Consider the following 21753-nt stretch of genomic DNA (forward strand, 5'->3'; position numbering starts at 1 on the left):
CACCGCTCCTCCGGTCCTTTACCCCCTCGGGGTGCACGACCGGGCGGAGTTCAGCAGGCGATGGTTTGCGCATAGTCGGCGTAGGCGTCCCTGATCTGGTCGGCTTGGAGGTCGAGGTGTTCGAGGATGGTGTAGCGCCCCGGCCGGGTCTGCGGTGCGTACTCGACGACCTTGACGAACTCGTCGGCGTCGAAGCCGATGTCGGTCGGCAGCACCGGGAGGTCGTGGCGCCGCAGCACCTCGGCCATGAGCCGCGAGGTTTCCCTGTCGCCCCGCAGGTACGTGGCGAAGGCCGCCCCGATCCCGCACTGCTCGCCGTGGCTCGCGGCGCGCTTGGGGTGGAGCAGGTCGAAGGCGTGGTTGATCTCGTGGCAGGCGCCGGATGCGGGGCGGCTGTCGCCGGAGACCGACATCGAGATGCCGGTCATCACGAGCCCCTCGGCGAGCACCTTGAGGAACGCGTCCTCCGGCACCCGACCCGGGTGGCGCAGCACCGCCTCGCCGGACTGGCGCGCCATGGCGGCGGCGAGCCCGTCGAAGTCCTCACCGCGCACGCGGTGGCCCAGCTCCCAGTCGGCGACGGCCGAGATGTTGGAGATGACGTCGCCGATCCCGGAGCGGACGTACCGGTCGGGCGCCTCGCGGATGACGTCGAGGTCGATGACGACCGCGATCGGGTTGGGCACTCCGTAGGAGCCGCGACCCGCGTCGTTGTCGAGGGTGGCGACGGGCGAGCAGAGGCCGTCGTGGGAGAGGTTGGTCGCGACGGCGACGAGCGGCATGCCGAGCCGCGCCGCGGCGAACTTGGCGCAGTCGATGATCTTGCCGCCGCCGAGGCCGACGACCGCGTCGTAGCGCCCGGACTTCATGGCGTCCGCGAGCTTGATCGCGTCGTCGATCGTGCCGCCGCCGACCTCGTACCAGCTCGCCTGCGGCAGCGCAGGACCGAACCGCTCGCGCAGTGCGGCGCCGGAGCCGCCGCTGATGGCGAAGGCGAGCTGGCCGTTGGAGGAGATGCGCTGATCGGCCAGCAGGCCCGCCAGGTTGTCCAGCGCGCCGGAGCGGATGTCGACGACGACGGGGGACGGGATGAGGCGGGTCAGTACCGGCACGCGATCTCCCTTCCCTTGGCGAGGTCGTCGTGGTTGTCGATCTCGACCCACGCGACGTCGCCGATGGGAGCGGTGTCGATGCGGAATCCGCGGTCGACGAGCTCCTGGTAGCCGTCCTCGTAGTAGAGCTGCGGGTCCTTCTCGAAGGTCGCCTTGAGCGCGTCGGCGAGCTCCTCGGCCGCCTCGGGCTCGATGAGGGTGAGGCCGATGTACTCGCCGACGGCTTCGTCCGGGTCCATCAGCTTGGTGATGCGGCGGACGCCGGAGTCGCCCGCGACGACCTTCATCTCCTCCTCGTCGAGCTTCTTCTCCGCGTCGAGAGCGAGGAGGATCTTCTTGCCCTCACCGCGTGCCGCGAGCAGGGTGCGCTCGACCGACGGCGGGTGGACGGTGTCCCCGTTGGCGAGGAGCACGCCCTCCTTGAAGACCTCGCGTGCGCACCACAGGGAGTAGGCGTTGTTCCACTCCTCGGCCTTGTCGTTGTCGATCAGGCGGAGCTTGACGCCGTACTTCGCCTCCAGCGCTTCCTTGCGCTCGTAGACCGCCTCCTTGCGGTACCCGACGACGACGGCGGCCTCGGTGAGGCCGACCTCGGCGAAGTTCGCCAGCGTCAGGTCGAGGACGGTCTTCGCCTCGGCGTCGCCCTCGGGCCCGACGACGGGCACGAGGGCCTTGGGCAGGGTGTCGGTGTAGGGACGCAGACGCCTGCCGGCGCCGGCGGCCAGCACGAGGCCGATCATGCGGGTTCTCCTGATTCGTCGTGTACGGCGGGTGCGTGTGAGGACACCCAGAAACGGATGCTCTCGATGAGCACCACGGCGGCGATGACCGCGGCGAGCACGGTCAGCGCGACGGTGAAGCCCTGCCCCGCGCCGTGCAGCCACAGAGCGGCGGCGAGCGTGACCGCCAGGGTGCGTCCTTCCTGACCCCCGATCGCCCGCACCAGCAGGTGCGGCGGCGCTCCGGTGCCACCGCGGATGCGGTACACCGTGTCGTAGTGATGGTAGGCGACAGCGGCGACGAGGCCGTAGGCCGCGGGGAGCGCCCCGGGCGACTCAGCGCGGGCGGCGAGCAGCAGCACGGTGCCGTACTCGGCGGCGCGGAGGACCGGCGGGACGAGCCAGTCGAGCGGGCCCTTGAGCGGCGCCGCCACAGCCAGCCCCGCGAGGAGCGCGTAGCCGAGCGCGGCGAGCAGCGGCCACACGGTGCCGAGCGGCGCGAAGGCGGCGACGGCCGCGACGAGGACACCGCCGGCGAAGGCGAGCGCCGGTGCCGCGGGACCCGGGAGCCTGCGCCCGCCGAGGAGGCGGGAGGCGGCTTCGGCGAGGGGGCCGCTGTCGGCGAGGTCGGCGAGTGCGCGCGCCGCGCGGTCGGTGCGGTGCGCCCTGCGGGTGAGCGAGCGCAGCACGCGGCCCGCCGTGGTGTAGCACGCCGCCAGGGCGCAGCCGACGAGCAGCACGACGAATGTGATCCGGGGGGTGGTGAGCGCGGTCAACACCGCGATCAGCGCCCAGCGTTCGCCGATGGGGAGGACCACCATGCGGCGCAGCCAGATCGTCCAGCCGGCGTTGTCGAGTCTCTCCGAGAGCGCCGCCGTGGGGCTGGTGTTCGCCTGCGCGTCGTGGTTGGCCTCGTTGAACGAGAAGTCGACGACGTGCCGGACCGTCTGGAGCACCATCGCTCCGAGCGCCAGCGCCCATACGTCGTCGGCGGGGTCGCTGCGTGCGGCGCCGAGTGCGAGGCCGGCGTAGAAGGCGTACTCCTTGGCCCGGTCGAAGGTGGCGTCGAGCCAGGCTCCGAGGGTGGAGTACTTCAGTGCGTAGCGGGCGAGTTGGCCGTCGGTGGCATCGAGGACGAAGGAGCCGAGGAGCAGCAGTCCCGCGGCGACGAAGCCGGGGCGGCTGCCGGTGGCGGCGCAGCCGGCCGCGATCAGCGCCGTGACGAGGGAGGCGGTGGTGACCTGGTTCGGCGTCAGGTCGCGGCGAGCGCACCAGCGGGCGAGGTAGCGGGAGTACGGGCTGATGCAGAAGGTGGTGAAGAACCCGTCGCGGGCCTTCACGGCGGAGCGCAGGCGGACGTCCTCGCCGTCGACGGCGTCCACCGACCGCTGTGCGGCCGCGCGTTGGTCGTCGTCGTGCGCCACCTCGGCGACGAGGACGCCGAGTTCGGGACGGTGCACCCCGATTCCCGCCTCCTGCAGGGCCGCAGCCGCCTCGTCCGGCAGCGGCTCCGCCGGCTGCCCGCTACCCGGAGCGTGCACGGGTGCGGAGGCGAGGGCGCGGTCGAGTGCGGCGCGCGCCTCCGGTCGGGCGGTGAGCGCGCCGGGGACCGAGGCCGCGGGGAAGCGCGGGTCGGTGAGGGCGAGGCGCAGGCTGTGGACGTGGCCGACGAACGCCGGGTCGACGAGGGCGACACGGCGCCCGGCCGGCACCTCGTCGAGGAGCATCGGCACGTCGACGGCGCTGCCCGCGGCACGCACGTCGAACCCGAGCGCGCGCAGGTCGCTTTCGAGCGACGAGCCGGCGACCGGTGGGCCGGTGAGGATGGCGGTCGACAGACGAACTCACTCCTTGGCAACGGGCGTCCACGCGCCTTCGGGGCCCCCGGAGGGCGGCTGAGGCAGCGGACAGGGCAGGCCATCGCCCGTTCGGGGGGCGGGCCGCACGTCGGCAGAGAGTATCCGATCGACGGGAGGTGCCTTCACCGCACGTTCATCCGCACCACGGTGCACCGGCCACCCGGCGGACACCCTGCACAGTTGTGCGGAGACAGCATGGGGGATCAGTGCTGCGGCCCACAACCGGCGCCCTCCGCCGGTCTCCGCAGCCGTCCGGCGCGCGCTCCGCGGCCCGGTTAGGGTTCCGGACATGACGTGGTTGATCACCGGTGGGGCCGGCTACATCGGCGCCCACGTGGCCAGGGCCCTGCGCGCCGCGGGCGAACGCACCGCCGTCCTCGACGACTTCTCCAGCGGCTTCGCCGAGCGCCTGCCCGACGACGTCCCCGTGGTGCGCGGCAGCGTCTCGGACCGCGCGCTGCTCGACCGGGTCTTCGCGGAGCACGGCGTGAGCGGAGTGATCCATCTCGCAGCGCGGAAGCAGGTCGGGGAGTCGGTGGAGCAGCCTCTCCTCTACTACCGCGAGAACGTCCACGGGCTCACGGTGCTGTTGGAGGCGGTCGTAGCCGCCGGCGTCGGCCGGTTCGTCCTCTCCTCTTCCGCGGCCGTGTACGGCATGCCCGAGGTGGACCTGGTCACCGAGGAGGCCCCGTGCCTCCCGATCAACCCCTACGGCGAGACGAAGCTCACCGGCGAGTGGCTGGTACGCGACGTGGGCCGCGCACACGGGATCTCCACAGCCTGCCTGCGGTACTTCAACGTCGCGGGGGCCGCTGAGCCCGGCCTCGGCGACGTCGGCAGGGCCAACGTGATCCCGATGTTCTTCGAGGCGCTCACGCTCGGCGAGGCCCCGCAGATCTTCGGCGGCGACTACCCGACCGAGGACGGCACCTGCGTCCGCGACTACATCCACGTCGCCGACCTCGCAGACGCGCACCTCGCCGCGGCGCGCACGCTCGCGCCGGGCGACGGCGGGGATCTCACGCTCAACATCGGCACGGGCAGCGGCGTCTCGGTACGCCAACTCGCCGACCTCGTCGCCGAGGTGACCGGTATCGCCGAGCCCGCCGCCCAGGTCGTCGAGCGGCGCCCGGGGGACCCGGCGCGGGTGGTGGCGCTCGCCGAGCGGGCGCGGACGACGCTGGGCTGGGAACCGCGGCACGGGGTGCACGCGATGGTGGAGTCGGCGTGGCGGGGATGGCAGTTGCGCCATCCGGAAATGCGCTGACGTCGGCAGGAAAGCGAAGACAGCGCGTCGCGCGTGGACACCGCGCGGACATCCCCGTTCACGAGGCGCGTTCGCGCCCGGCCGTACGGCAGACTGGGGCGCTCTGTACAGCAGGCCTCGGCAGAAGGATGAAGATGGCGAACGACTCAGCGGCACCGATCATGCTCGAACTGGTCGACGAGGACGGCGCGACGGTCGGCACCGCGGAGAAGCTCTCGGCCCACCAGCCCCCGGGACGCCTCCACCGGGCCTTCTCCGTCTTCCTCTTCGACACGGAGGGGCGGCTGCTGCTCCAGCGCCGTGCCCTCTCGAAGTACCACTCGCCCGGGGTGTGGTCGAACACCTGCTGCGGCCATCCCTACCCGCAGGAGCAGCCGTTCCTCGCGGCGACGCGTCGCGTCACCGAGGAGCTGGGGGTCGCGCCCTCGCTGCTCTGCGAGGCGGGCACGGTCCGCTACAACCACCCCGACCCGTCCTCCGGTCTCGTCGAGCAGGAGTTCAACCACCTCTTCACGGGGTTGGTCACCGCTTCCCCTGCGCCGGACCCCGAGGAGATCTGCGAGACCGCCTTCGTCACGCCGCAGGAGCTGGAGAAGCTCCACGCGGACGGGCCGTTCTCCATGTGGTTCATGACGGTGCTCGACGCGGCCCGGCCCGTCATCCAGGAAGTGACGGGGGACGCGGCCGGCTGGTGAGCTCCGCGTCGCGCGCCCCGCGGGCGCCGGCTCACCGCCGCGGGACGGGCAGCGCCGCCCAGACGACCTTGCCGCCGTCGGTCGTGGGCTCGACGTCGCAGACGCCTCCGGCCTCCGTCGTCACGGCCCTGACGAGGAACAGGCCGCGCCCGCTGGTGTGTTCCATGTCCGGGTCGGCGGCGAGCGCCTTGGGGCGGTAGGGGTGGCGATCCTCGACGCCGATGCGCACCCATCCGCCGCGCAGTGCGATCTCGACACCGACCCGCGGCGAGAGCAGGGCGGCGTGCCGGACCGCGTTGGTGACGAGCTCGGAGACGATCAGCAGCACGCTCTGCAACAGCTCGTCGTCGAAGCGCCGCCCCGGACCGGCCTGGCGCACCAGCAGGTCCTCGACCTTGTGGCGCAGCTCGGGCACGGCGGAGTCCTGCAAGGCAGCAGTGAAGCGCCAGACACCCTCGGGCGCGTGCGGCGGGACGGCGCCTCTCGCCGGTGCCTCCGCCAGCGCCGGCCCCCCGGGGGTGAGTCGACCTTCGCCCACCGCCGTGAGGGCCTGCGCGACGGCTGCCTTGCCGGGCGGATGCCCACCGCGGCTCTCCATCTGAGCACCCCGCTCTCGTCCGTGTTCCATCGTTGAGTGTTCTTGCAGATGCACTTGCATATGAGTGTTGGCACTTGCTGGGGCGTCTCCGACCTCCTGACCGCAAGTCGGCGCTTATCGATGGCATTTGACAACAGACTTTCGCGGCGATCAGTTCTGTGACTGTCGTTGACGTGCTGGGACCGCAATTTTCACCGTTCCCTCGCACGTACAGCCGTTCTCCCGACGGACCCGAACCGGTCGTGCCGCCGTACCGGGATGCGCAGCCCTGCGCACTCGGCAACAGGCCGCGCCCGCTACCCTTCCCGCATGGAGACGGCGAGCACAGCGGGACCGCACGGGGCCGACGGACCGCCCGCCGACGGCCACGCGGACGCGGCGGTCCGCGCGGCGGTCCGCGACGGCGTCGCCACCGTCACCCTCCACCACCCGGCCAAGCGCAACGCCATGACACCGGCGATGTGGCGCGCATTGCCGCCGCTGCTCGCCGAGTTGGCGCGTGACACCGCGGTACGCACGCTGGTCCTCACCGGCGCAGGGGGCACCTTCTGCGCCGGCGCGGATATCGGCGCACTGCGCCGGGCGCCCGAGGAGCAGCAGGAGTCGGCGACCGCGGCCGAAGAGGCGCTCGCCGGGTTCCCCGCGCCGACCGTCGCCGCCGTACGGGGGCACTGCGTCGGCGGCGGCTGCCAGCTCGCGGCCGCGTGCGACCTGCGCTTCGCCGACGAGGACGCACTCTTCGGCGTCACCCCTGCCAAGCTCGGCCTCGTCTACCCGGCGGGCTCGACCGGGCGCCTCGTACGGCTGCTCGGTCCCGCTCGCGCCAAGTACCTGCTCTTCTCCGGCGAGTTGATCGGCGCCCGGCAGGCCCTCGCCTACGGACTCGTCGACGAGGTCCACGCGCCCGGGGCGCTCGACGCGCGCGTCGCCGAGTTCGCCGCGGTGCTCGCGCAGCGCTCGCAACTGACCCAGGAGGCCGCGAAGGAGGCCGCGTCCGACACCGCCCCGTACCGGGAGGCGTACTGGCAGGAGCAGCAGCGCACGTGCGGCGAGGCGGCAGAGGGCGTCGCGGCGTTCCTCGAACGGCGCGAGCCGCGGTTCCGCTGGGCCCGCTGACGCCGCCTCCCTCGCACGTGCCGACGGTCGCGGGCCGTCCGCGTCCACTTCCGGTCGGCCCTTCAGCTACCGATTACCTATGGGTAGCGTGAACCCATGACACCACTCCCCGAGCGCGCCGGACGCCGGTGCCACAACGCGCTCAACCCGCTGCACAGCACGCTGTACTTCGGCCCGCACCTCGGCAGCCACCTCGCGCCCTACGGCATCGACGACGCCACCGCCTGCTATCTCGCCGCGCGAGCAGCCCCGTTGGGCGCCGTGGGTGCCGGAGCGGTCACCGCCACCTTCTACAACTTCAACCACACCCTCATAGCCCGCTTCGTGCCCGAGGTCTGGGAGCACGCCTCGCCCGACACCGTCCTCGCCGCGCGGCTACGCGCCGTCGACGCGACGCTCCGGGACCTGCTGGGCGCCGAGACGCTCGCCTCCCCCGAGGTCGCCGAGGCCGCGGAGCTGGCGCTGTGCGCCGCCGAAGGGTGCAGCCGGCCCGGCCGTCCGCTCTACGCAGGCAACGCAGAACTCCCCGTCCCCGAACCGGCACACCTCGCGCTCTGGCACGCCGCGACACTGCTGCGCGAGCACCGCGGAGACGTCCACGTCACGATGCTCCAGCACCTCGGGCTCGACCCGCTGGAGGCTCTGGTGACGCACACGGCGACGGGCAGGGGCATGGCGCCCAAGTGGGTGCTCGGCACCCGCGGCTACAGCGAGAAGGACTGGGAGTCGGCGCGCAGCCGCCTGACGGAGCGGGAACTCCTCGACGAGCAGGGCGAGCTGACGGCCGACGGCGCCGCGCTCCGCACCGAGCTGGAGGAGGAGACGGACCGTCTCGACGCCCGCCCCTACGAGCACCTCGGCGCCGAACGCGTCGCCAGGCTCACCGAGTTGGGGCGCGGTCTGAGTGCGGCCGCCACCGAGGCGGGCGCCTTCCCGCAGGGCCTCTTCGGCAAGGGCTGACGGCACACGGCACCGGACACAGGGGCCCTCCGTTCGGCGTGCCCTGCCGGGTCGGACCGCCACCGCGCGGCGCCGCCTGCCACAATGCGGCGTACCGGGGGACCACAGCACCGAGAAGGCGGAACAGACCATCGTGACGACGACCATCGAAGGCAGGATCGCCGAGGAGCTCGGCGTACGCGAGCGGCAGGTTGCGGCCGCGGTCGAGCTGCTGGACGGCGGGTCGACAGTGCCGTTCATCGCCCGCTACCGCAAGGAGGCGACGGAGTCCCTCGACGACGCGCAGTTGCGCGCGCTCGAGGAACGCCTCCGCTACCTGCGGGAGTTGGAGGAGCGCCGGGAGACGATCCTGACCTCCGTGCGGTCCCAGGGGAAGCTCACCGAGGAGCTGGAGGCGCAGATCCGCGCCGCCGAGTCCAAGGCGCGGCTGGAGGACATCTACCTCCCCTACAAGCCGAAGCGCCGCACCAAGGCGCAGATCGCCCGCGAGGCCGGTCTCGAACCGCTCGCCGAAGGACTGCTCTCCGACCCCTCGGTCGAGCCGCAGGAGGCGGCGTCCGCGTACGTCGACGCCGACGCGGGGGTCGCCGACGCGTCCGCGGCGCTGGAGGGCGCCCGCGCGATCCTCGCCGAGCGGTTCGCCGAGGACGCCGATCTGCTCGGTGAGCTCCGCGAGCGGATGTGGGAGCGCGGCCGGCTCGTCGCTGCGGTGCGCGAGGGCAAGGAGGAGCAGGGCGCGAAGTTCTCCGACTACTTCGACTACGCCGAGTCCTTCACCGAACTCCCCTCGCACCGGGTGCTGGCGATGCTGCGGGGCGAGAAGGAGGACGTCCTCGAGCTCACGCTGCGGCCCGAGGCCCCCGACGACGAGGACGGACCGGGGCCCAACGCCTACGAGCGCGCCGTGGCGCACCGGTTCGGCGTCGAGGACCGGGGACGGCCCGCCGACGCCTGGCTCGCCGAGACCGTCCGCTGGTCCTGGCGCACCCGCATCCTCGTCCACCTCGGCATCGACTTGCGGCTGCGGCTGCGTACCGCCGCCGAGGACGAGGCCGTGCGGGTCTTCGCCGCCAACCTGCGCGACCTGCTCCTCGCCGCCCCTGCCGGAGCGCGCGCCACCCTCGGGCTCGACCCCGGGCTGCGTACGGGCGTGAAGGTCGCCGTCGTCGACGCCACGGGCAAGGTGGCGGCGACGGAGACGATCTACCCGCACGCGCCGCAGAAGAAGTGGGACGAGGCGCTGGCGAAGCTCTCCGCCCTCGCCGAGCAGCACGGCGTCGAACTCGTCGCGATCGGCAACGGCACCGCCTCCCGTGAGACGGACCGCCTCGCCGGCGAACTGGTCGCGCTGCGGCCCGAGTTGAAGCTGACGAAGGTGACGGTCTCGGAGGCGGGTGCCTCGGTCTACTCGGCGTCGGCCTACGCCTCCCAGGAGCTGCCCGAACTCGACGTCGCGCACCGCGGCGCCGTCTCCATCGCCCGGCGGCTCCAGGACCCGCTCGCCGAGCTGGTGAAGATCGACCCCAAGTCGATCGGCGTGGGGCAGTACCAGCACGACCTCGCCGAGAGCAAGCTCTCCCGCTCGCTCGACGCCGTCGTGGAGGACTGCGTCAACGGCGTCGGCGTCGACGCCAACACCGCCTCGGCGCCGCTGCTTTCGCGTGTCTCGGGGATCGGCGCGACGCTCGCCGAGAACATCGTGGCGCACCGGGACGCCAACGGGCCGTTCAAGAGCCGTACGGAGCTCAAGGACGTCGCGCGGCTCGGGCCGAAGGCGTTCGAGCAGTGCGCCGGGTTCCTCCGCATCCGGAACGGCGAGGACCCGCTCGACTCCTCGTCCGTGCACCCGGAGGCGTACCCGCTGGTCCGCACCATCGTGCGCACCGCGGGAACGGACGTGCCGCAGTTGATCGGCAACACCTCGGCGCTGCGCGCCCTGGACCCGCGGGAGTTCGTCTCCCAGGAGAGCGGATTCGGGCTCCCCACCGTCGCCGACATCCTGCGCGAGCTGGAGAAGCCGGGCCGCGACCCGCGGCCGGACTTCCGCACCGCCCGGTTCAAAGAAGGCGTGGAGAAGATCTCCGACCTTCAGGCGGGGATGGTGCTGGAGGGCGTGGTGACCAACGTCGCCGCCTTCGGTGCGTTCGTCGATGTCGGGGTGCACCAGGACGGCCTCGTCCACGTCTCGGCGATGTCGAAGGACTTCGTCGACGACCCGCGGGACGTGGCGAAGCCGGGCGACATCGTGCACGTGCGCGTCGTCGAGGTGGACGAGCCGCGGAAGCGGATCTCCCTCACCATGCGCCTCGACGAGGAGCCGGCACGCGGCGAGCGGCGGGCCCCGCGGCAGCGCGGCTCGGGCCAGGGTGCCGCGGCCGGACAGGGCAGCGGCCAGGGACGCAAGCGCGACAAGGGCGGCAAAGGCGCCGCGAAGGGCGCCAACCGCGGTGGCCGCGGCGGCGGTTCGGGTACGACGCCGCAGAACAACGAGATGGCCGAGGCGCTCAAGCGGGCCGGGCTCGCCTGAGCCGGCCGGGCGGGCGGTCGCGTGCGTCGGCTGCCCGCCCGTCAGAGCCGGACCATGACTTCGTCGAGCGGCTTGCGGGTGAGGTCGGGCACGCGTACGTCCGGTGCCGGGTAGCCGACCGGGATCACGTAGGCACCCCGCTCCTCGGGCGGACGGTCGCAGATCTCGTTGAGGAAGCGCATCGGGCTCGGCGTGTGCGTGAGCGTCGCGAGGCCGGCCTGGTGGAGCGAGGCGAGGAGCAGCCCCACGGCGATGCCGACCGACTCCTTGACGTAGTAAGGGCGCGGTGTACCGGGGCCCTTGTGCACCTCGAAGACGACGACCACAGCGGGCGCCTGCTCCAGGAACGGCTTCTCCGCGTCCGTGCCGAGCGGGGCGAGCGCCGTCAGCCACTCCTCGGAGGCGCGCCGCCCGTAGAACTCCCGCTCCTCCGCCTCGGCGGCCTCCCGCAGCCGCCGCCTGCGTTCGGGGTCGGTGAGGACGACGAAGCGCCACGGCTGGACGTGGGCGCCGCTGGGCGCGGTCGCCGCCGTGCGCACCGCCCACTCCACCACGCCCTCCGGCAGCGGACGGGTGTCGAACTCCCGGACGGTGCGGCGGCGGGCCATCGTCTCGTGGAACGCCCTGGCGCGTGCCACGGCCTCGCCGGACGGAACCGGCCGCGGGCGCAGCGGGACAGTGGGGAGGGGGTCCGGCGTCGGGGTTGCGGTCATGCAGGCAGCACACCACAGGCGCGTCGGCGGGAGAAGAGGGCCCAACTGCCTCGCCCCGGGCGTCAGTCGGGCAGCTCGGCCACGCGGACGGCGGCGCCCGCGCGCGCCACGGCGTAGCCCCGGCGCCGGGCGCCCGGCGGCAGCACGAGGCGGCTCTCGCCGGGCGGGAGGTGTACGGGAGCCGTGCACAGGCGGTGGGTCCGCAGCCTCCGCAGCCGGTCCCTGCGGTGCACCTCGACGCCGACGGGCGCGGCCCGTGTCAGCAGGAGGCGCACCTCGCCCGGGAGGGCACGCAGCCCCAACCCGCCGCGCTGCAACGCCGATTGCACCTGCGCGAGCGCCACGGGAGGCAGCCCGGTGTCGACGACGGCCACCCGTGCAGACGCGCCGGCGTCCTCCAACGCCCGCTCGACGCAGCGCAGTCGGCCGCGTGCGCACTCGGGCAGCGCCACGGCACGGTAGCTCCGCAGCTCGCGGCGTGCGACGGTGCCGAGGCCACGGGCGAGCTCCGCGCTCACCCCGGCACGGCGCAGCGCCCGTGCGAGCCCGTACATCACGGCGGGGCGCTCGGCCACCAACAGGACGCGGACGCAGGGATTGTGCCCTGCTGGTGCGCGCTTCGACGCGGGTTCGCCGCAGGCCGGCAGGACGGCGGCTCCGCCGGGCGGCAGCGCGCGTCTGCCCGACTCCCTTGCGGGCGGGGCTTGCCGGCCGGGGCGCGGGGGCCGGAGGGGGAACGTCGCGTATGCGCCGTACGTGTACTCGCCGTACATGTGCCGGAGTATCCCCGCCCAGCGGAAGGGTTCCGCGCCCGTGGCGCTCCGAGCGGCTACCGTCACCTGCATGAGTGACGTCGTGGTGGTGGGGGGCGGGGTCGTCGGGTTGACGTCGGCCGTCGTCCTCGCGGAGCAGGGTCGTGAAGTGGCGGTATGGGGCGCGGAGTTCGAGGGGGAGACCACGTCCGCCGTCGCCGGCGGGCTGGTCTGGCCCTATCGGATCGCGCCCGAGGAGGAGGCGCTGGAGTGGGCCGTCGAGTCCTTCCCGCTCTTCGCCGCGCTCGCCGAGGAGCCGTCGGCCACCGGGGTGCGGCTGGTGCGGGGGACGATGGTGGGCGGCGTCCCACCGCGCTGGGCGGAGTTGACCGGCACTCCCCCGCGCACTCCGCTCGTCGACATGAGCGTGTACCTGCCCTATCTCCGGCGACGGCTGCTGGCGGCCGGCGGCAGCGTCGAGCGGCGGGAGCTCGCGACGCTCGGCGAGGCGGCCGGTGCGGCGCCGACCGTCGTCAACTGCACGGGGATGGGCGCGCGCCGAATCGTTCCCGACCCGCAAGTGCGCCCCGTGCGCGGGCAGTTGGTCGTCGTGGAGAACCCCGGCGTCGAGGAGTGGTACGCGGATGCCGGAGGCGAGGCCGAGGAGACGACGTACCTGCTGCCGCACCCCTCGGGTCTGCTGCTCGGCGGCACCGCGCAGGACGGTGCATGGTCGAGGGAGCCGGAGAGCACGACGGCCGAGTGGATCATCCGCCGCTGCGCCGCCGTCCGCCCCGAGGTCGCCGAGGCGCGGGTGCGGGGGCACCGCGTCGGGCTGCGGCCGTTCCGTCCCCGGGTGCGCCTCGCCGTCGAGACGATGGCGGACGGAAGGACACGGTGCGTGCACAACTACGGGCACGGGGGCGCGGGGGTCACCGTCGCCTGGGGATGTGCGCGCCGGGTCGCGCAGCTCGTGGAGGGCGTCTGACCGTCCCCGCGGCATCGGGCCGGGGGTGACGGGGGATCACATGCATATGGCAATCGGATGAAGGGCCACGGCGCGGGCCGTCCGACGGCCGGGCAGTGCATAGCCTCCCGACCGGGACACCGGTCAGGCATCCGAAGCCGGACCGACCCGCTGCGATGTTGGAGGACACGTGCGTCACGGACTCACCGCCGTTCCGACCGCGCTCACGGCCGCACTGCTGCTCGCGGTGCCCGCCTCGGCCGCCGCACCGTCACCGGGCGCCCCGGGCGCCGGCGACGCGTACTACCCGGACTACGGCAACGGGGGCTACGACGTCTCCCACTACGACCTGCGCCTGCGGTACCAGCCGAAGACCGATCACCTGAAGGGCACCGCGACCCTGCTCGCCACCGCCACCCAGGACCTCTCCCGGTTCAACCTCGACTTCGCGCTCGACGTCGAGGAGGTCCGCGTCAACGGCAGAGCCGCACACTTCGCCGCGACGGGCGACCACGAGCTGGAGGTGACCCCGGCCCGACCCGTCGCCGAGGGCGAGCAACTCACCGTCGTCGTGCGGTATGCGGGCGTCCCGTCGAAGGTGAAGGTGGACGGCGTCACTGCCTGGCATCGCACGAAGGACGGCGGCATCGCCGCGAACGAGCCCGAGGCCGCCTGGTGGTGGTATCCCAGCAACGACCACCCCACGGACAAGGCGACGTACGACATCAACGTCTTCGTCCCTGATGGCACCCAGGCGATCAGCAACGGCCGGTTCCTCGGCGAGCGTTCGTCCGGCGGCTGGACGAGGTCGTCCTGGCGCGCCACCGCACCGCAGGCGACGTACCTGACGACGCTCGCCATGGGCAGGTTCGACATCGTCGAGGACGAGGCACGGCGCGGCCTGCCCGTCCTCAACGCGTACAGCAAGGACCTCGGCGAGCTGGACAAGGCGGCGCGCGCGAGCGTGGAGCGGACCGCGGAGGTGACGGCCTGGCTGGAGAAGTACCTCGGCCGCTACCCCTTCGACGCGCTCGGCGGCTACGTCCCGAACACCGAGACCGGCTTCGCGCTGGAGACGCAGACCCGGCCGTTCTACAGCCCGGCGCAGTTCGCCTCGGGCGCCAACGTCTCGGTGATCGTGCACGAGTTGGCACACCAGTGGTACGGCGACAGCGTCTCGGTCAGCCGGTGGCAGGACATCTGGCTCAACGAGGGGTTCGCCGCGTACACCGAGTGGCTCTGGTCCGAGGACCAGGGCGAGGGGACGGCGCGCGAACTCGCCGCCTACGCCTACGACTCGCACGAGGCCGACGACGACTTCTGGAAGGTCGAGCCGGGAGACCCGGGCCCGAAGAACCAGTTCCACGACGCCGTCTACGACCGCGGCGCCATGGCGGTGCAGGCGCTCCGTCAGGAGATCGGCGACAAAGCGTTCTTCGCCGTCCTCAAGGGATGGCCGCAGGAGCGGGGCGGCGGCGACGCCACGGTCCAGGACTTCCGCCGCTACGCGGAGCGTGTCTCCGGAAAGGACCTGCGCGGCCTCTTCCGCACCTGGCTCCACACCCCGTCGAAGCCGAAGGGCGCGCCCTTCGCCGAGCAGGGGCGTGCGGCGCAGCAACCCGAGTCCTGGCGGCGGCTGCACGCGACCGAGCGGCACGGCCACTGAGGAACGCCGGGCCCGCCGGCTCAGTCCACGGGACGCAGCCGCGTGCGGGCGGCCGCGCGGGCCCGGCGCGCGTACGGCAGGTACCGCAGCCGCTCGGGGAGGAGCGGTACGACGTACGCGACGGCCCTCCCCAGTCGACGCAACCGGCGCTCGTCCCGCGCGCTCCACTCGAGCCCGAGCGCGCGGCGGGCCTCAGGCGGGAGCAGCCCGACCGTGAGGAAGCGGCGCAGGCGCGCGAACACCCGGACCAGCAGCGGCCAGCAGGCGCGCGCCACCGCGCGGACGAGCCGGGGGCCGCGGTCCGGAGGAGGAACCGTTCGGTCCAGGGCGGTGAGTTCGCGGGCGACGGGCGTCGGTTCGATCACCTCGTCGAGGGTTCTGAGGTAGACGGGCCAGAACTCCTCGACGGTCTGCGGCATGTCCTGTTCGCGCAGGCCCAGCACGCGCCCCACGTCGAGCCACTCCTCGTAGAGCCGCCGCTCCTCCTGCGCCGTGTAGGGGCGGCGGCCGAGGTACCTCATCCCGTGGCGGTAGACGGGGAACCCGGTGGTGTGGACCCAGGCGTAGTTGGCCGGGTCGAGGGCTCGGTAGGGGCGGCCGTGCGCGTCTGTGCCGTTGATGCGGGCGTGCATCCGGCGCAGGCGGCGGCCCTCTGCGGCGGCCTCCTCACCGCCGTAGACCCAGGTGAGCAGCGAGCGCAGGGAGCGTTCGCCGCGGCCCCACGGGTCGGTGCGGAAGACCGACCACTCGTCGACGCCTGCGCCCACGGCCGGGTGTGCGACCTGGAGCGCGAGGGCCGAAGGCAGCATCAGCAGCGCCCTCGCCTCTCCGGCGATCTCCCAGAGCGGGCCGCCGGGCTGCGGCGGGCGGGGTGCTGCCTCTTCCATCCCTCCATGGTGCCTGCCGTGCGGTCGGCGCGCCTGTTCGAAGACCGTTGTCCGCACGCCGGTTGCACATATCGCTTCTCTGCACCGAGCCGGGTGCGTACGCTGCCTCGTCCGGCCCCTTCCGCCCGTCGCGGGGAGATCCGCGCGGGTGCTGTCCGCGGTGTCGGAGGGAGCAGAACCGTCGAGTAACTTACGGTCGGGCGCGCGCCCCCTGGCATGGCCGACTGATCGTCAACTCGCCTATATTGGGGCCACGTTGATCGGATCATGACCGGGAACTCGCGCGGCTCGGCTGACCCCTGACCGCCTCCGTCCCCAAGGACCCCCCACAGATGACCACAGAGATACCGCCGACCCCTACGGCGGCCGCCCCCGTGCCCGCCGACCGTCAGGGTGCGGGCACCGCGCCGCGCACGGCGCTCGTACTGCTGGTCGCCGTCGTCGTCGCCGCCGGCGGCTGCCTCCTCGCTCTGGCGCTGACGCCGAGTTCCGCGCACGCCGCCGTGGTCTGGACGGGTGTCCTCGTCGGCGTCGTCTTCTGCGGTGCCGCGACGCTCCTCGCGCACGCGCGCTTCACCGGCGAGAGCCTGCGCCGGATGCTCTCCGCCACGCGTGCGGACAACCTCGCGCTGCAGTCGGAGATCGCCGCGCGGCAGGCCGCCGACCGGACCCTCGCCGACCGCGTCGTGCCCCTCGTCGTCGAGAAGCTGCGCAGCGGCAGCTCCGCCGAGACCGCCCTCGCCGCCGCGCCCCCGACGGAGAACGAGGCGCACCGCAAGGTACTCGAAGCCCTCGCCACCGAGGTGCACAGGGGCGAGGCACGCCGCGCCTCGGCCATCGCCGCGGCGGCCAACGCGGCGGGCCGGATGCAGGCGCTCGCCACGGGGATGGCCGCCGACCTCCGCGAGATGGAGCACCGCCACACCGAAGAGGAGGTCCTCGGCGACCTCCTCCACCTCGACCACCGCACCGCGCAGGCGGGCCGGCTCGCCGACTGCATCGCAGTGCTCACCGGCGCACGCTCCGGCAGGCGTTGGGCGAAGCCGATCGTCATGGAGAGCATCCTGCGCGGCGCCATGGGGCGGATCGGTGGCTATCAGCGCGTGCGCCTCCACTCCAGCAGCGGCGTCGCCATCGCCGGGCACGCGGCCGAGGGCGTCATGCACGTACTCGCCGAACTCATGGACAACGCGGCGAACTTCTCCCCGCCGACCTCCGAAGTCCACGTGTACGTCGAGGAGGTGGCCGCCGGGGCCGTCGTGACGATCGAGGACGGCGGGCTCGTCATGGGTGAGGTGGCACTGCGCCGTGCCGAACAGGCCGTCCAGGGCAGTGCCGAGGACCTCGCCGGCATCTCGGGGACGCGACTCGGGCTGCCCGTCGTCGGGCGGCTCGCACGCAAGCACGGGCTGTCGGTCGCCTTCCGGCCCTCCGCGCACGGCGGGACCGGCGTCCTCGTCCGCATCCCGCGCGGACTGCTCACCGAACCGCCCGCGGAGGCCGCGGCATCGTCCGACGGCGGAACGCTCGGCCGCGGCATGACGCTCGCCTCGGCGACCGCCTCCGGACGCGACGCCGACCTTGCGGCCGCACCCTCCGCGCACACGCACGAGCACGCCCCGGACGAGGTCGGCTCCAGCGGGCTGCCGAAGCGCCGCCGCGGCAGGACGCTCGCCGACGCCCGGGCCCCGCAGCGCCCGGAGACGCGGGAGGAGCCCGACTCGCTCCCGCGTACGGCCGAGGAGTCGGGATCGAGGCTCGGCGCGTTCCGTCGGGCCGTCCAACGCGCCGAGGCGGAGGGGCCCGACGGCGGGCGGGCCGACGAGGTGCCCGCGCCGACGTCGGGTCCGCTCCCCGAGGAACAACCGCTCGTCAGGGGACGTGCGAGCGGGACCGCGAGGTCAGACGCTCCGGAGGCAGACCCCTCCGCCACCGCACCGATCCACGCCTCTCCCCGTCCGGAGGAAGACACCAGATGACCACCGACAGCACACTCGCCTGGCTGATGAAGAGCCTGCTGGAGCGCACCCCGGGCGCAAGGCACGCCGTGGTGCTCTCGCGGGACGGCCTGAAGCTGTGCCGCTCCCCCGAACTCGGCGTCGACAAGGCCGATCAGCTCGCGGCGATAGCGTCGGGCATCCAGAGTCTCTCGCACGGCGCCTCGGTGGAGTTCGGCGAGGGGAAACCAGGCGTCCGGCAGGCGATGGCGGAGTTCCACGGCGGCGTGCTCTTCGTCGTGGAGGCCGGTGACGGCGCCCATCTCGCCGTCGTCGCCGAGGAGGACGCGGACGTCGGGCTCGTGGGCCACAACATGAACGAACTCGTCGAGCAGCTCAGCGAGCACCTCACCTCGCCGGCGCGCGAGGCACCGGACGAGGAAGGCGGAGGCGGGTCGTGAGACGGCCCGGCAGGGACGACGACCCGGATCGGCTGTACACCGTCACGGGCGGCCGCAGCCGGTCCGGGAGCGACACGTTCGACCTGGTGACCCTCGTCGTGAGCGAGAGCGAACCGGTCGCGGGGATGCAGTCCGAGTACGCCGAGATCCTCCGGATCTGCCGCTCTCCCACGGCAGTTGTGGAGGTCGCCTCGCTCCTCGGGCTGCCGGTGAGCATCGTGCGCATCCTCCTCGCCGACCTGCACGCACAGGGGCGCATCACCGCCCGCCATCCGCGCACGGGCGAGAGCGCGGACGAACTCCCCGACCCCGAGATCCTGAAGCAGGTGCTCGTTGGACTCCGCAACCTCACACCGGAACGGTGAGACGGACGCCCGCCCGCCGCTCGGCAGCAAGGCGGCGAACGGGCTGAAGATCGTGGTCGTCGGCGGCTTCGGCGTCGGCAAGACGACCATGGTGAAGTCGGTGAGCGACATCCGTCCGCTCAACACCGAGGAGACGATGACCCGCGCCGGCGAGGGGATCGACGACCCGAGCCAGGTCGAGGAGAAGACGACGACCACCATCGCCTTCGACTTCGGACGCATCAGCCTCGACGCCACCACCGTCCTCTACCTCTTCGGCGCCCCCGGCCAGGAGCGGTTCTGGTTCCTCTGGGACAGCCTCTTCCGCGGCACCCTCGGCGCCGTCGTCCTCGTCGACACCCGGCGCCTCGCCGACTCCTGGTACGCGATCGACCGGCTGGAGCAGCGGGGCACCCCGTTCATCGTGGCGCGCAACGACTTCGGCGGCCCGCGGCACTCGGAGACGCAGGTGCGGGAAGCGCTCGACCTGTCGGAAGGCGTGCCCGTCGTCGAGTGCGACGCGCGGTCCCGCGGGTCCAGCCGGGACGTCCTCGTCGCCCTCGTCGACCACCTTTACACCCTCGCCTCGTCGGCGGCCGAAGCCAGGAGGAGCAGCACGTGAGCAACGCCCCCGCACACGGCGGACCGGAAGCGCCCGCCGGCTGCCCCGCGCACTCGGAGCCCGTCGAGCTCGGCGGCCCGCGCTTCCAGGAGGACGACCGCGCCGGGCTCTACCGCGAACTCCGGCGCGTGCACGGCCCGATCGCGCCCGTCGAACTCCCCGGCGGCGTCCCCGCATGGCTCGTCCTCGGGTACCGCGAGCTCCACCGGATCACGGAGGACCCGGGGCTCTTCAGCCGGGACTCCGCGCTGTGGAACCAGTGGGACGACATACCGGAGGACTGGCCGCTGCTGCCGATGGTGGGCAAGCAGGAGTCGATCCTCTACACCATCGGGGAGCGCCATGCACGCCGCGCGCGGCTGCTCGGCGAGGCGCTCGACGCCGTCGACCCGTTCGAACTGCGCCGCCACGCCGAGCGGTTCGCCGACCAGCTCATCGACCGTTTCTGCGGACGGGGCGACGCGGACCTCGTCGCGGAGTACGCCAAGGTGCTGCCGGCGCTCGTCCTCGCCCGGCTCTACGGCTTCGAGGACACGGCCGGCTTCGAGCTCGTCCCCTCCGTCAACGCGCTCGTCGACGGCGACGCGGGCGCGCTCGAGGGGCGGGACCGGGTGCACGGTGCCGTGGCGCGGCTCCTTTCGGCCCGGCGGGCCTCGCCGGGGGCCGACGTCTCCTCGCGCATGGTCGGGCATCCGCTGAGCGACGAGTTCTCCGAGGCCGAGGTCCTGGAGGACATGATGGTGAACATCGTCGCGGGCCACCAGCCGACCGCCGACTGGATGGGCAACTCGCTGCGGCTGATGCTCACCGACGAGCGGTTCGCCGCCTCGCTCGGCGGCGGCCGGCACAGCGTCGGCGAGGCGATGAACGAGGTCCTCTGGGAGGACACCCCGACCCAGAACATCGCGGGCCGCTGGGCGACGCGCGACACGAGCCTCGCCGAGCGCCGCATCCGCCGCGGCGACCTGCTGATCCTCTCTTTCGCCGCGGCCAACGGCGACCCCCAAGTGCGGCCCGACCAGCACTCGTTCACCGGCGGCAACAACGCCTACTTCTCCTTCGGCCACGGCGACCACCGGTGCCCCTACCCGGCGCAGGACATCGCCGAGGGCATCGCGCGCACCGGTATCGAGGTGCTGCTCGACCGGCTGCCCGACGTCGATCTCGCCGTGGGGGCCGAGGAGTTGCAGTGGCGCTCGTCGCCCTGGCTGCGGGGCCTCGGCTCCCTTCCCGTCCAGTTCACGCCCACCACCGCAGTTGGAGGAACACCGTGACGCAATGCCCCGTGACCGGCGCCGGTACGCAGCCGTCCGAGACCGTCGTGCTCGATCCGCTCGTCCAGGACCTCGCCGGCGAGGGGGCACGGCTGCGCGAGGCCGGCCCGGTCGCCCGGGTCGAGCTCCCCGGCGGCGTTCCCTGCTGGGCGGTGACGCACCACGCCGAGGCGCGCCAACTGCTCACGGACGCGCGGCTGGTGAAGGACATCGGCAAGTGGGGCGCATGGCGGCGCGGCGAGATCTCACCGTCCTGGCCGCTGATCGGACTCGCGGCACCGGGCCCGAGCATGCTCACCTACGACGGCGCCGAGCACCGCAGACTGCGGACGCTCACCGCCCAGGCGCTGACGCCGCGGCGGGTGGAGGCGATGCGTCCGGTGATCGAGGAGATAACGCAGCGGCTCCTCGACGAACTCGCCGAGTCCGCCGACGAGCGCGGGGCCGCCGACCTGAAGGCGACGTTCGCCTACGAGCTGCCGATGAGCGTCATCGCCGAACTCCTCGGTGTGGCGACCAACGACGAGCCACGGCTGCGCAAACTCTACGAGGGCTTCTTCAGCAGCGTCACACCGCCCGAAGAGGTGCAGCAGGTGATGACGGAGCTCGCCGAGTTCTTCACGGGCGTGCTCGAGGAGAAGAAGCGGAACCCGGGCGACGACCTCACCACCGCGCTGCTCCAGGCGGCCGAGGAGGGCGACACCCTCACCGACGAGGAGGTCCTGGCGACGATCCAGGTGCTCGTCGCGGCCGGGCACGAGACGACGATCAGCCTCATCGTCAACGCGGTGCGGGCGCTCCTCACCCATCCCGAGCAGCTCTCCGCCGTGCTCGCGGGCGACGTGAGCTGGGACTCGGTGATCGAGGAGGTGCTGCGCTGGGATGCGCCCACCACACACGTGCTGATCAGGTTCGCCACCGAGGACGTCGAGGTCGGCGACACCGTGATCGGAGAGGGGGACGCTTTGATCATCGCTTACGGTGCGATCGGGCGGGACGAGGCCCAACACGGTTCGGACGCGGCGGAGTTCGTGAGCACCCGCAGTCCCAACCGGCACATCTCGTTCGGGTACGGGCCGCACGTCTGCCCGGGGGCTCCGCTGTCGCGGCTGGAGGCGCGCGTGGCGCTGCCGGCGCTGTTCGCCCGCTTCCCCGACATGGTGCTGGGCGTCCCCGCGTCCGAGCTGCGCAACAAGCCGGCCGTCACACAGAACGAGTTGCAGGCGCTGCCCGTGCTGCTGCACGGCGCGAAGGAGGGCCTCGCGACGGCGTGAGCC

The 21753-nt window shown here is 73.0% G+C and carries 20 protein-coding genes; 13 read left to right on the forward strand and 7 right to left on the reverse strand.

The features are described from left to right. Window positions 1–50: 50 nt before the first annotated feature. The 3 genes from F603_RS0114650 to F603_RS0114660 are packed head-to-tail and all read right to left on the reverse strand — an operon-like array spanning window position 51 to window position 3669. Window positions 51–1112: an iron-containing alcohol dehydrogenase family protein gene (locus F603_RS0114650; RefSeq protein WP_019546761.1), complete on the reverse strand. Its 1062-nt coding sequence runs from the start codon at window positions 1110–1112 to the stop codon at window positions 51–53. Further along, on the reverse strand, window positions 1100–1852 hold the full coding sequence (locus F603_RS0114655) for a phosphocholine cytidylyltransferase family protein (RefSeq protein WP_019546762.1): 753 nt from the start codon (window positions 1850–1852) through the stop codon (window positions 1100–1102). The genes F603_RS0114650 and F603_RS0114655 overlap by 13 nt, the downstream gene beginning before the upstream one ends. Next, window positions 1849–3669: a DUF5941 domain-containing protein gene (locus tag F603_RS0114660; protein ID WP_169379069.1), complete on the reverse strand. Its 1821-nt coding sequence runs from the start codon at window positions 3667–3669 to the stop codon at window positions 1849–1851. The genes F603_RS0114655 and F603_RS0114660 overlap by 4 nt, the downstream gene beginning before the upstream one ends. A gap of 310 nt (window positions 3670–3979) precedes the next feature. Between F603_RS0114660 and galE the strand changes: the two genes are divergently transcribed. Together galE and idi are read left to right on the forward strand one after the other, a co-directional pair. Then, complete coding sequence (galE, locus tag F603_RS0114665) at window positions 3980–4957, forward strand: UDP-glucose 4-epimerase GalE (RefSeq protein ID WP_019546764.1); 978 nt, start codon at window positions 3980–3982, stop codon at window positions 4955–4957. Window positions 4958–5091: 134 nt separating this feature from the next. Further along, on the forward strand, window positions 5092–5652 hold the full coding sequence (gene idi / locus F603_RS0114670; RefSeq protein WP_019546765.1) for an isopentenyl-diphosphate Delta-isomerase: 561 nt from the start codon (window positions 5092–5094) through the stop codon (window positions 5650–5652). Between the two features lie 31 nt (window positions 5653–5683). On the opposite strand, the gene F603_RS0114675 is transcribed toward idi, so the two are convergent. Further along, the gene (locus F603_RS0114675) at window positions 5684–6250 is read right to left on the reverse strand and encodes an ATP-binding protein (RefSeq protein ID WP_019546766.1); all 567 of its coding nucleotides are present in this window, start codon (window positions 6248–6250) and stop codon (window positions 5684–5686) included. Between the two features lie 309 nt (window positions 6251–6559). Between F603_RS0114675 and F603_RS0114680 the strand changes: the two genes are divergently transcribed. The 3 genes from F603_RS0114680 (at window position 6560) to F603_RS0114690 (ending at window position 10853) form a co-directional block, all read left to right on the forward strand. Beyond that, entirely contained in the window at window positions 6560–7366 is an 807-nt protein-coding gene (locus F603_RS0114680; protein ID WP_019546767.1) for an enoyl-CoA hydratase/isomerase family protein, read from the forward strand. 96 nt (window positions 7367–7462) lie between these two features. Continuing rightward, window positions 7463–8326, forward strand: coding sequence for an SCO6745 family protein (locus F603_RS0114685; protein WP_019546768.1), 864 nt, complete (start codon window positions 7463–7465; stop codon window positions 8324–8326). 133 nt (window positions 8327–8459) lie between these two features. Then, on the forward strand, window positions 8460–10853 hold the full coding sequence (locus F603_RS0114690) for a Tex family protein (protein ID WP_019546769.1): 2394 nt from the start codon (window positions 8460–8462) through the stop codon (window positions 10851–10853). A 41-nt stretch (window positions 10854–10894) separates the two neighbouring features. Here F603_RS0114690 and F603_RS0114695 read toward each other — a convergent pair whose 3' ends face one another. Together F603_RS0114695 and F603_RS0114700 are read right to left on the reverse strand one after the other, a co-directional pair. After that, window positions 10895–11566, reverse strand: a complete 672-nt coding sequence (locus F603_RS0114695; RefSeq protein WP_019546770.1) for a nitroreductase family protein — start codon at window positions 11564–11566, stop codon at window positions 10895–10897. A gap of 62 nt (window positions 11567–11628) precedes the next feature. Beyond that, on the reverse strand, window positions 11629–12405 hold the full coding sequence (locus F603_RS0114700; protein ID WP_245600776.1) for a hypothetical protein: 777 nt from the start codon (window positions 12403–12405) through the stop codon (window positions 11629–11631). A 4-nt stretch (window positions 12406–12409) separates the two neighbouring features. Between F603_RS0114700 and F603_RS0114705 the strand changes: the two genes are divergently transcribed. Together F603_RS0114705 and F603_RS0114710 are read left to right on the forward strand one after the other, a co-directional pair. Further along, the gene (locus tag F603_RS0114705; protein ID WP_026328424.1) at window positions 12410–13306 is read left to right on the forward strand and encodes an FAD-dependent oxidoreductase; all 897 of its coding nucleotides are present in this window, start codon (window positions 12410–12412) and stop codon (window positions 13304–13306) included. Window positions 13307–13475: 169 nt separating this feature from the next. Next, window positions 13476–14951: a M1 family metallopeptidase gene (locus tag F603_RS0114710; RefSeq protein WP_019546773.1), complete on the forward strand. Its 1476-nt coding sequence runs from the start codon at window positions 13476–13478 to the stop codon at window positions 14949–14951. Between the two features lie 20 nt (window positions 14952–14971). Here F603_RS0114710 and F603_RS0114715 read toward each other — a convergent pair whose 3' ends face one another. Then, entirely contained in the window at window positions 14972–15838 is an 867-nt protein-coding gene (locus F603_RS0114715; RefSeq protein WP_019546774.1) for an oxygenase MpaB family protein, read from the reverse strand. A gap of 332 nt (window positions 15839–16170) precedes the next feature. Between F603_RS0114715 and F603_RS32210 the strand changes: the two genes are divergently transcribed. From F603_RS32210 to F603_RS0114745, 6 genes are read left to right on the forward strand one after another with little or no spacing between them, the layout of a single operon-like run. After that, the gene (locus F603_RS32210) at window positions 16171–17817 is read left to right on the forward strand and encodes an ATP-binding protein (RefSeq protein ID WP_019546775.1); all 1647 of its coding nucleotides are present in this window, start codon (window positions 16171–16173) and stop codon (window positions 17815–17817) included. Beyond that, entirely contained in the window at window positions 17814–18236 is a 423-nt protein-coding gene (locus F603_RS0114725) for a roadblock/LC7 domain-containing protein (RefSeq protein ID WP_019546776.1), read from the forward strand. Before F603_RS32210 ends, F603_RS0114725 begins: the two co-directional genes overlap by 4 nt. After that, window positions 18233–18601: a DUF742 domain-containing protein gene (locus F603_RS0114730; protein ID WP_019546777.1), complete on the forward strand. Its 369-nt coding sequence runs from the start codon at window positions 18233–18235 to the stop codon at window positions 18599–18601. The genes F603_RS0114725 and F603_RS0114730 overlap by 4 nt, the downstream gene beginning before the upstream one ends. Next, a complete protein-coding gene (locus tag F603_RS0114735) occupies window positions 18570–19202 on the forward strand; it encodes a GTP-binding protein (RefSeq protein ID WP_019546778.1) in 633 nt (210 codons plus the stop codon). Before F603_RS0114730 ends, F603_RS0114735 begins: the two co-directional genes overlap by 32 nt. Then, on the forward strand, window positions 19199–20476 hold the full coding sequence (locus tag F603_RS0114740; RefSeq protein WP_019546779.1) for a cytochrome P450: 1278 nt from the start codon (window positions 19199–19201) through the stop codon (window positions 20474–20476). Before F603_RS0114735 ends, F603_RS0114740 begins: the two co-directional genes overlap by 4 nt. After that, window positions 20473–21750 carry a cytochrome P450 family protein gene (locus tag F603_RS0114745; RefSeq protein ID WP_245600777.1) on the forward strand — a complete coding sequence of 426 codons (1278 nt, stop codon included), beginning with the start codon at window positions 20473–20475 and terminating at the stop codon, window positions 21748–21750. The genes F603_RS0114740 and F603_RS0114745 overlap by 4 nt, the downstream gene beginning before the upstream one ends. The last annotated feature ends 3 nt before the right edge of the window (window positions 21751–21753 follow it).

It is taken from the genome of Streptomyces sulphureus DSM 40104 (assembly GCF_000381025.1).
GTDB classification, from domain to species: Bacteria; Actinomycetota; Actinomycetes; order Streptomycetales; family Streptomycetaceae; genus Streptomyces; species Streptomyces sulphureus.

Coding starts and splice junctions, on each gene's coding strand:
- F603_RS0114715 (WP_019546774.1), bottom strand. CDS start 15,838: ATGGAAGAGGCAGCACCCCGCCCGCCGCAGCCCGGCGGCCCGCTCTGG.
- F603_RS32210 (WP_019546775.1), top strand. CDS start 16,171: ATGACCACAGAGATACCGCCGACCCCTACGGCGGCCGCCCCCGTGCCC.
- F603_RS0114675 (WP_019546766.1), bottom strand. CDS start 6,250: ATGGAGAGCCGCGGTGGGCATCCGCCCGGCAAGGCAGCCGTCGCGCAG.
- idi (WP_019546765.1), top strand. CDS start 5,092: ATGGCGAACGACTCAGCGGCACCGATCATGCTCGAACTGGTCGACGAG.
- F603_RS0114695 (WP_019546770.1), bottom strand. CDS start 11,566: ATGACCGCAACCCCGACGCCGGACCCCCTCCCCACTGTCCCGCTGCGC.
- galE (WP_019546764.1), top strand. CDS start 3,980: ATGACGTGGTTGATCACCGGTGGGGCCGGCTACATCGGCGCCCACGTG.
- F603_RS0114655 (WP_019546762.1), bottom strand. CDS start 1,852: ATGATCGGCCTCGTGCTGGCCGCCGGCGCCGGCAGGCGTCTGCGTCCC.
- F603_RS0114725 (WP_019546776.1), top strand. CDS start 17,814: ATGACCACCGACAGCACACTCGCCTGGCTGATGAAGAGCCTGCTGGAG.
- F603_RS0114680 (WP_019546767.1), top strand. CDS start 6,560: ATGGAGACGGCGAGCACAGCGGGACCGCACGGGGCCGACGGACCGCCC.
- F603_RS0114685 (WP_019546768.1), top strand. CDS start 7,463: ATGACACCACTCCCCGAGCGCGCCGGACGCCGGTGCCACAACGCGCTC.
- F603_RS0114705 (WP_026328424.1), top strand. CDS start 12,410: ATGAGTGACGTCGTGGTGGTGGGGGGCGGGGTCGTCGGGTTGACGTCG.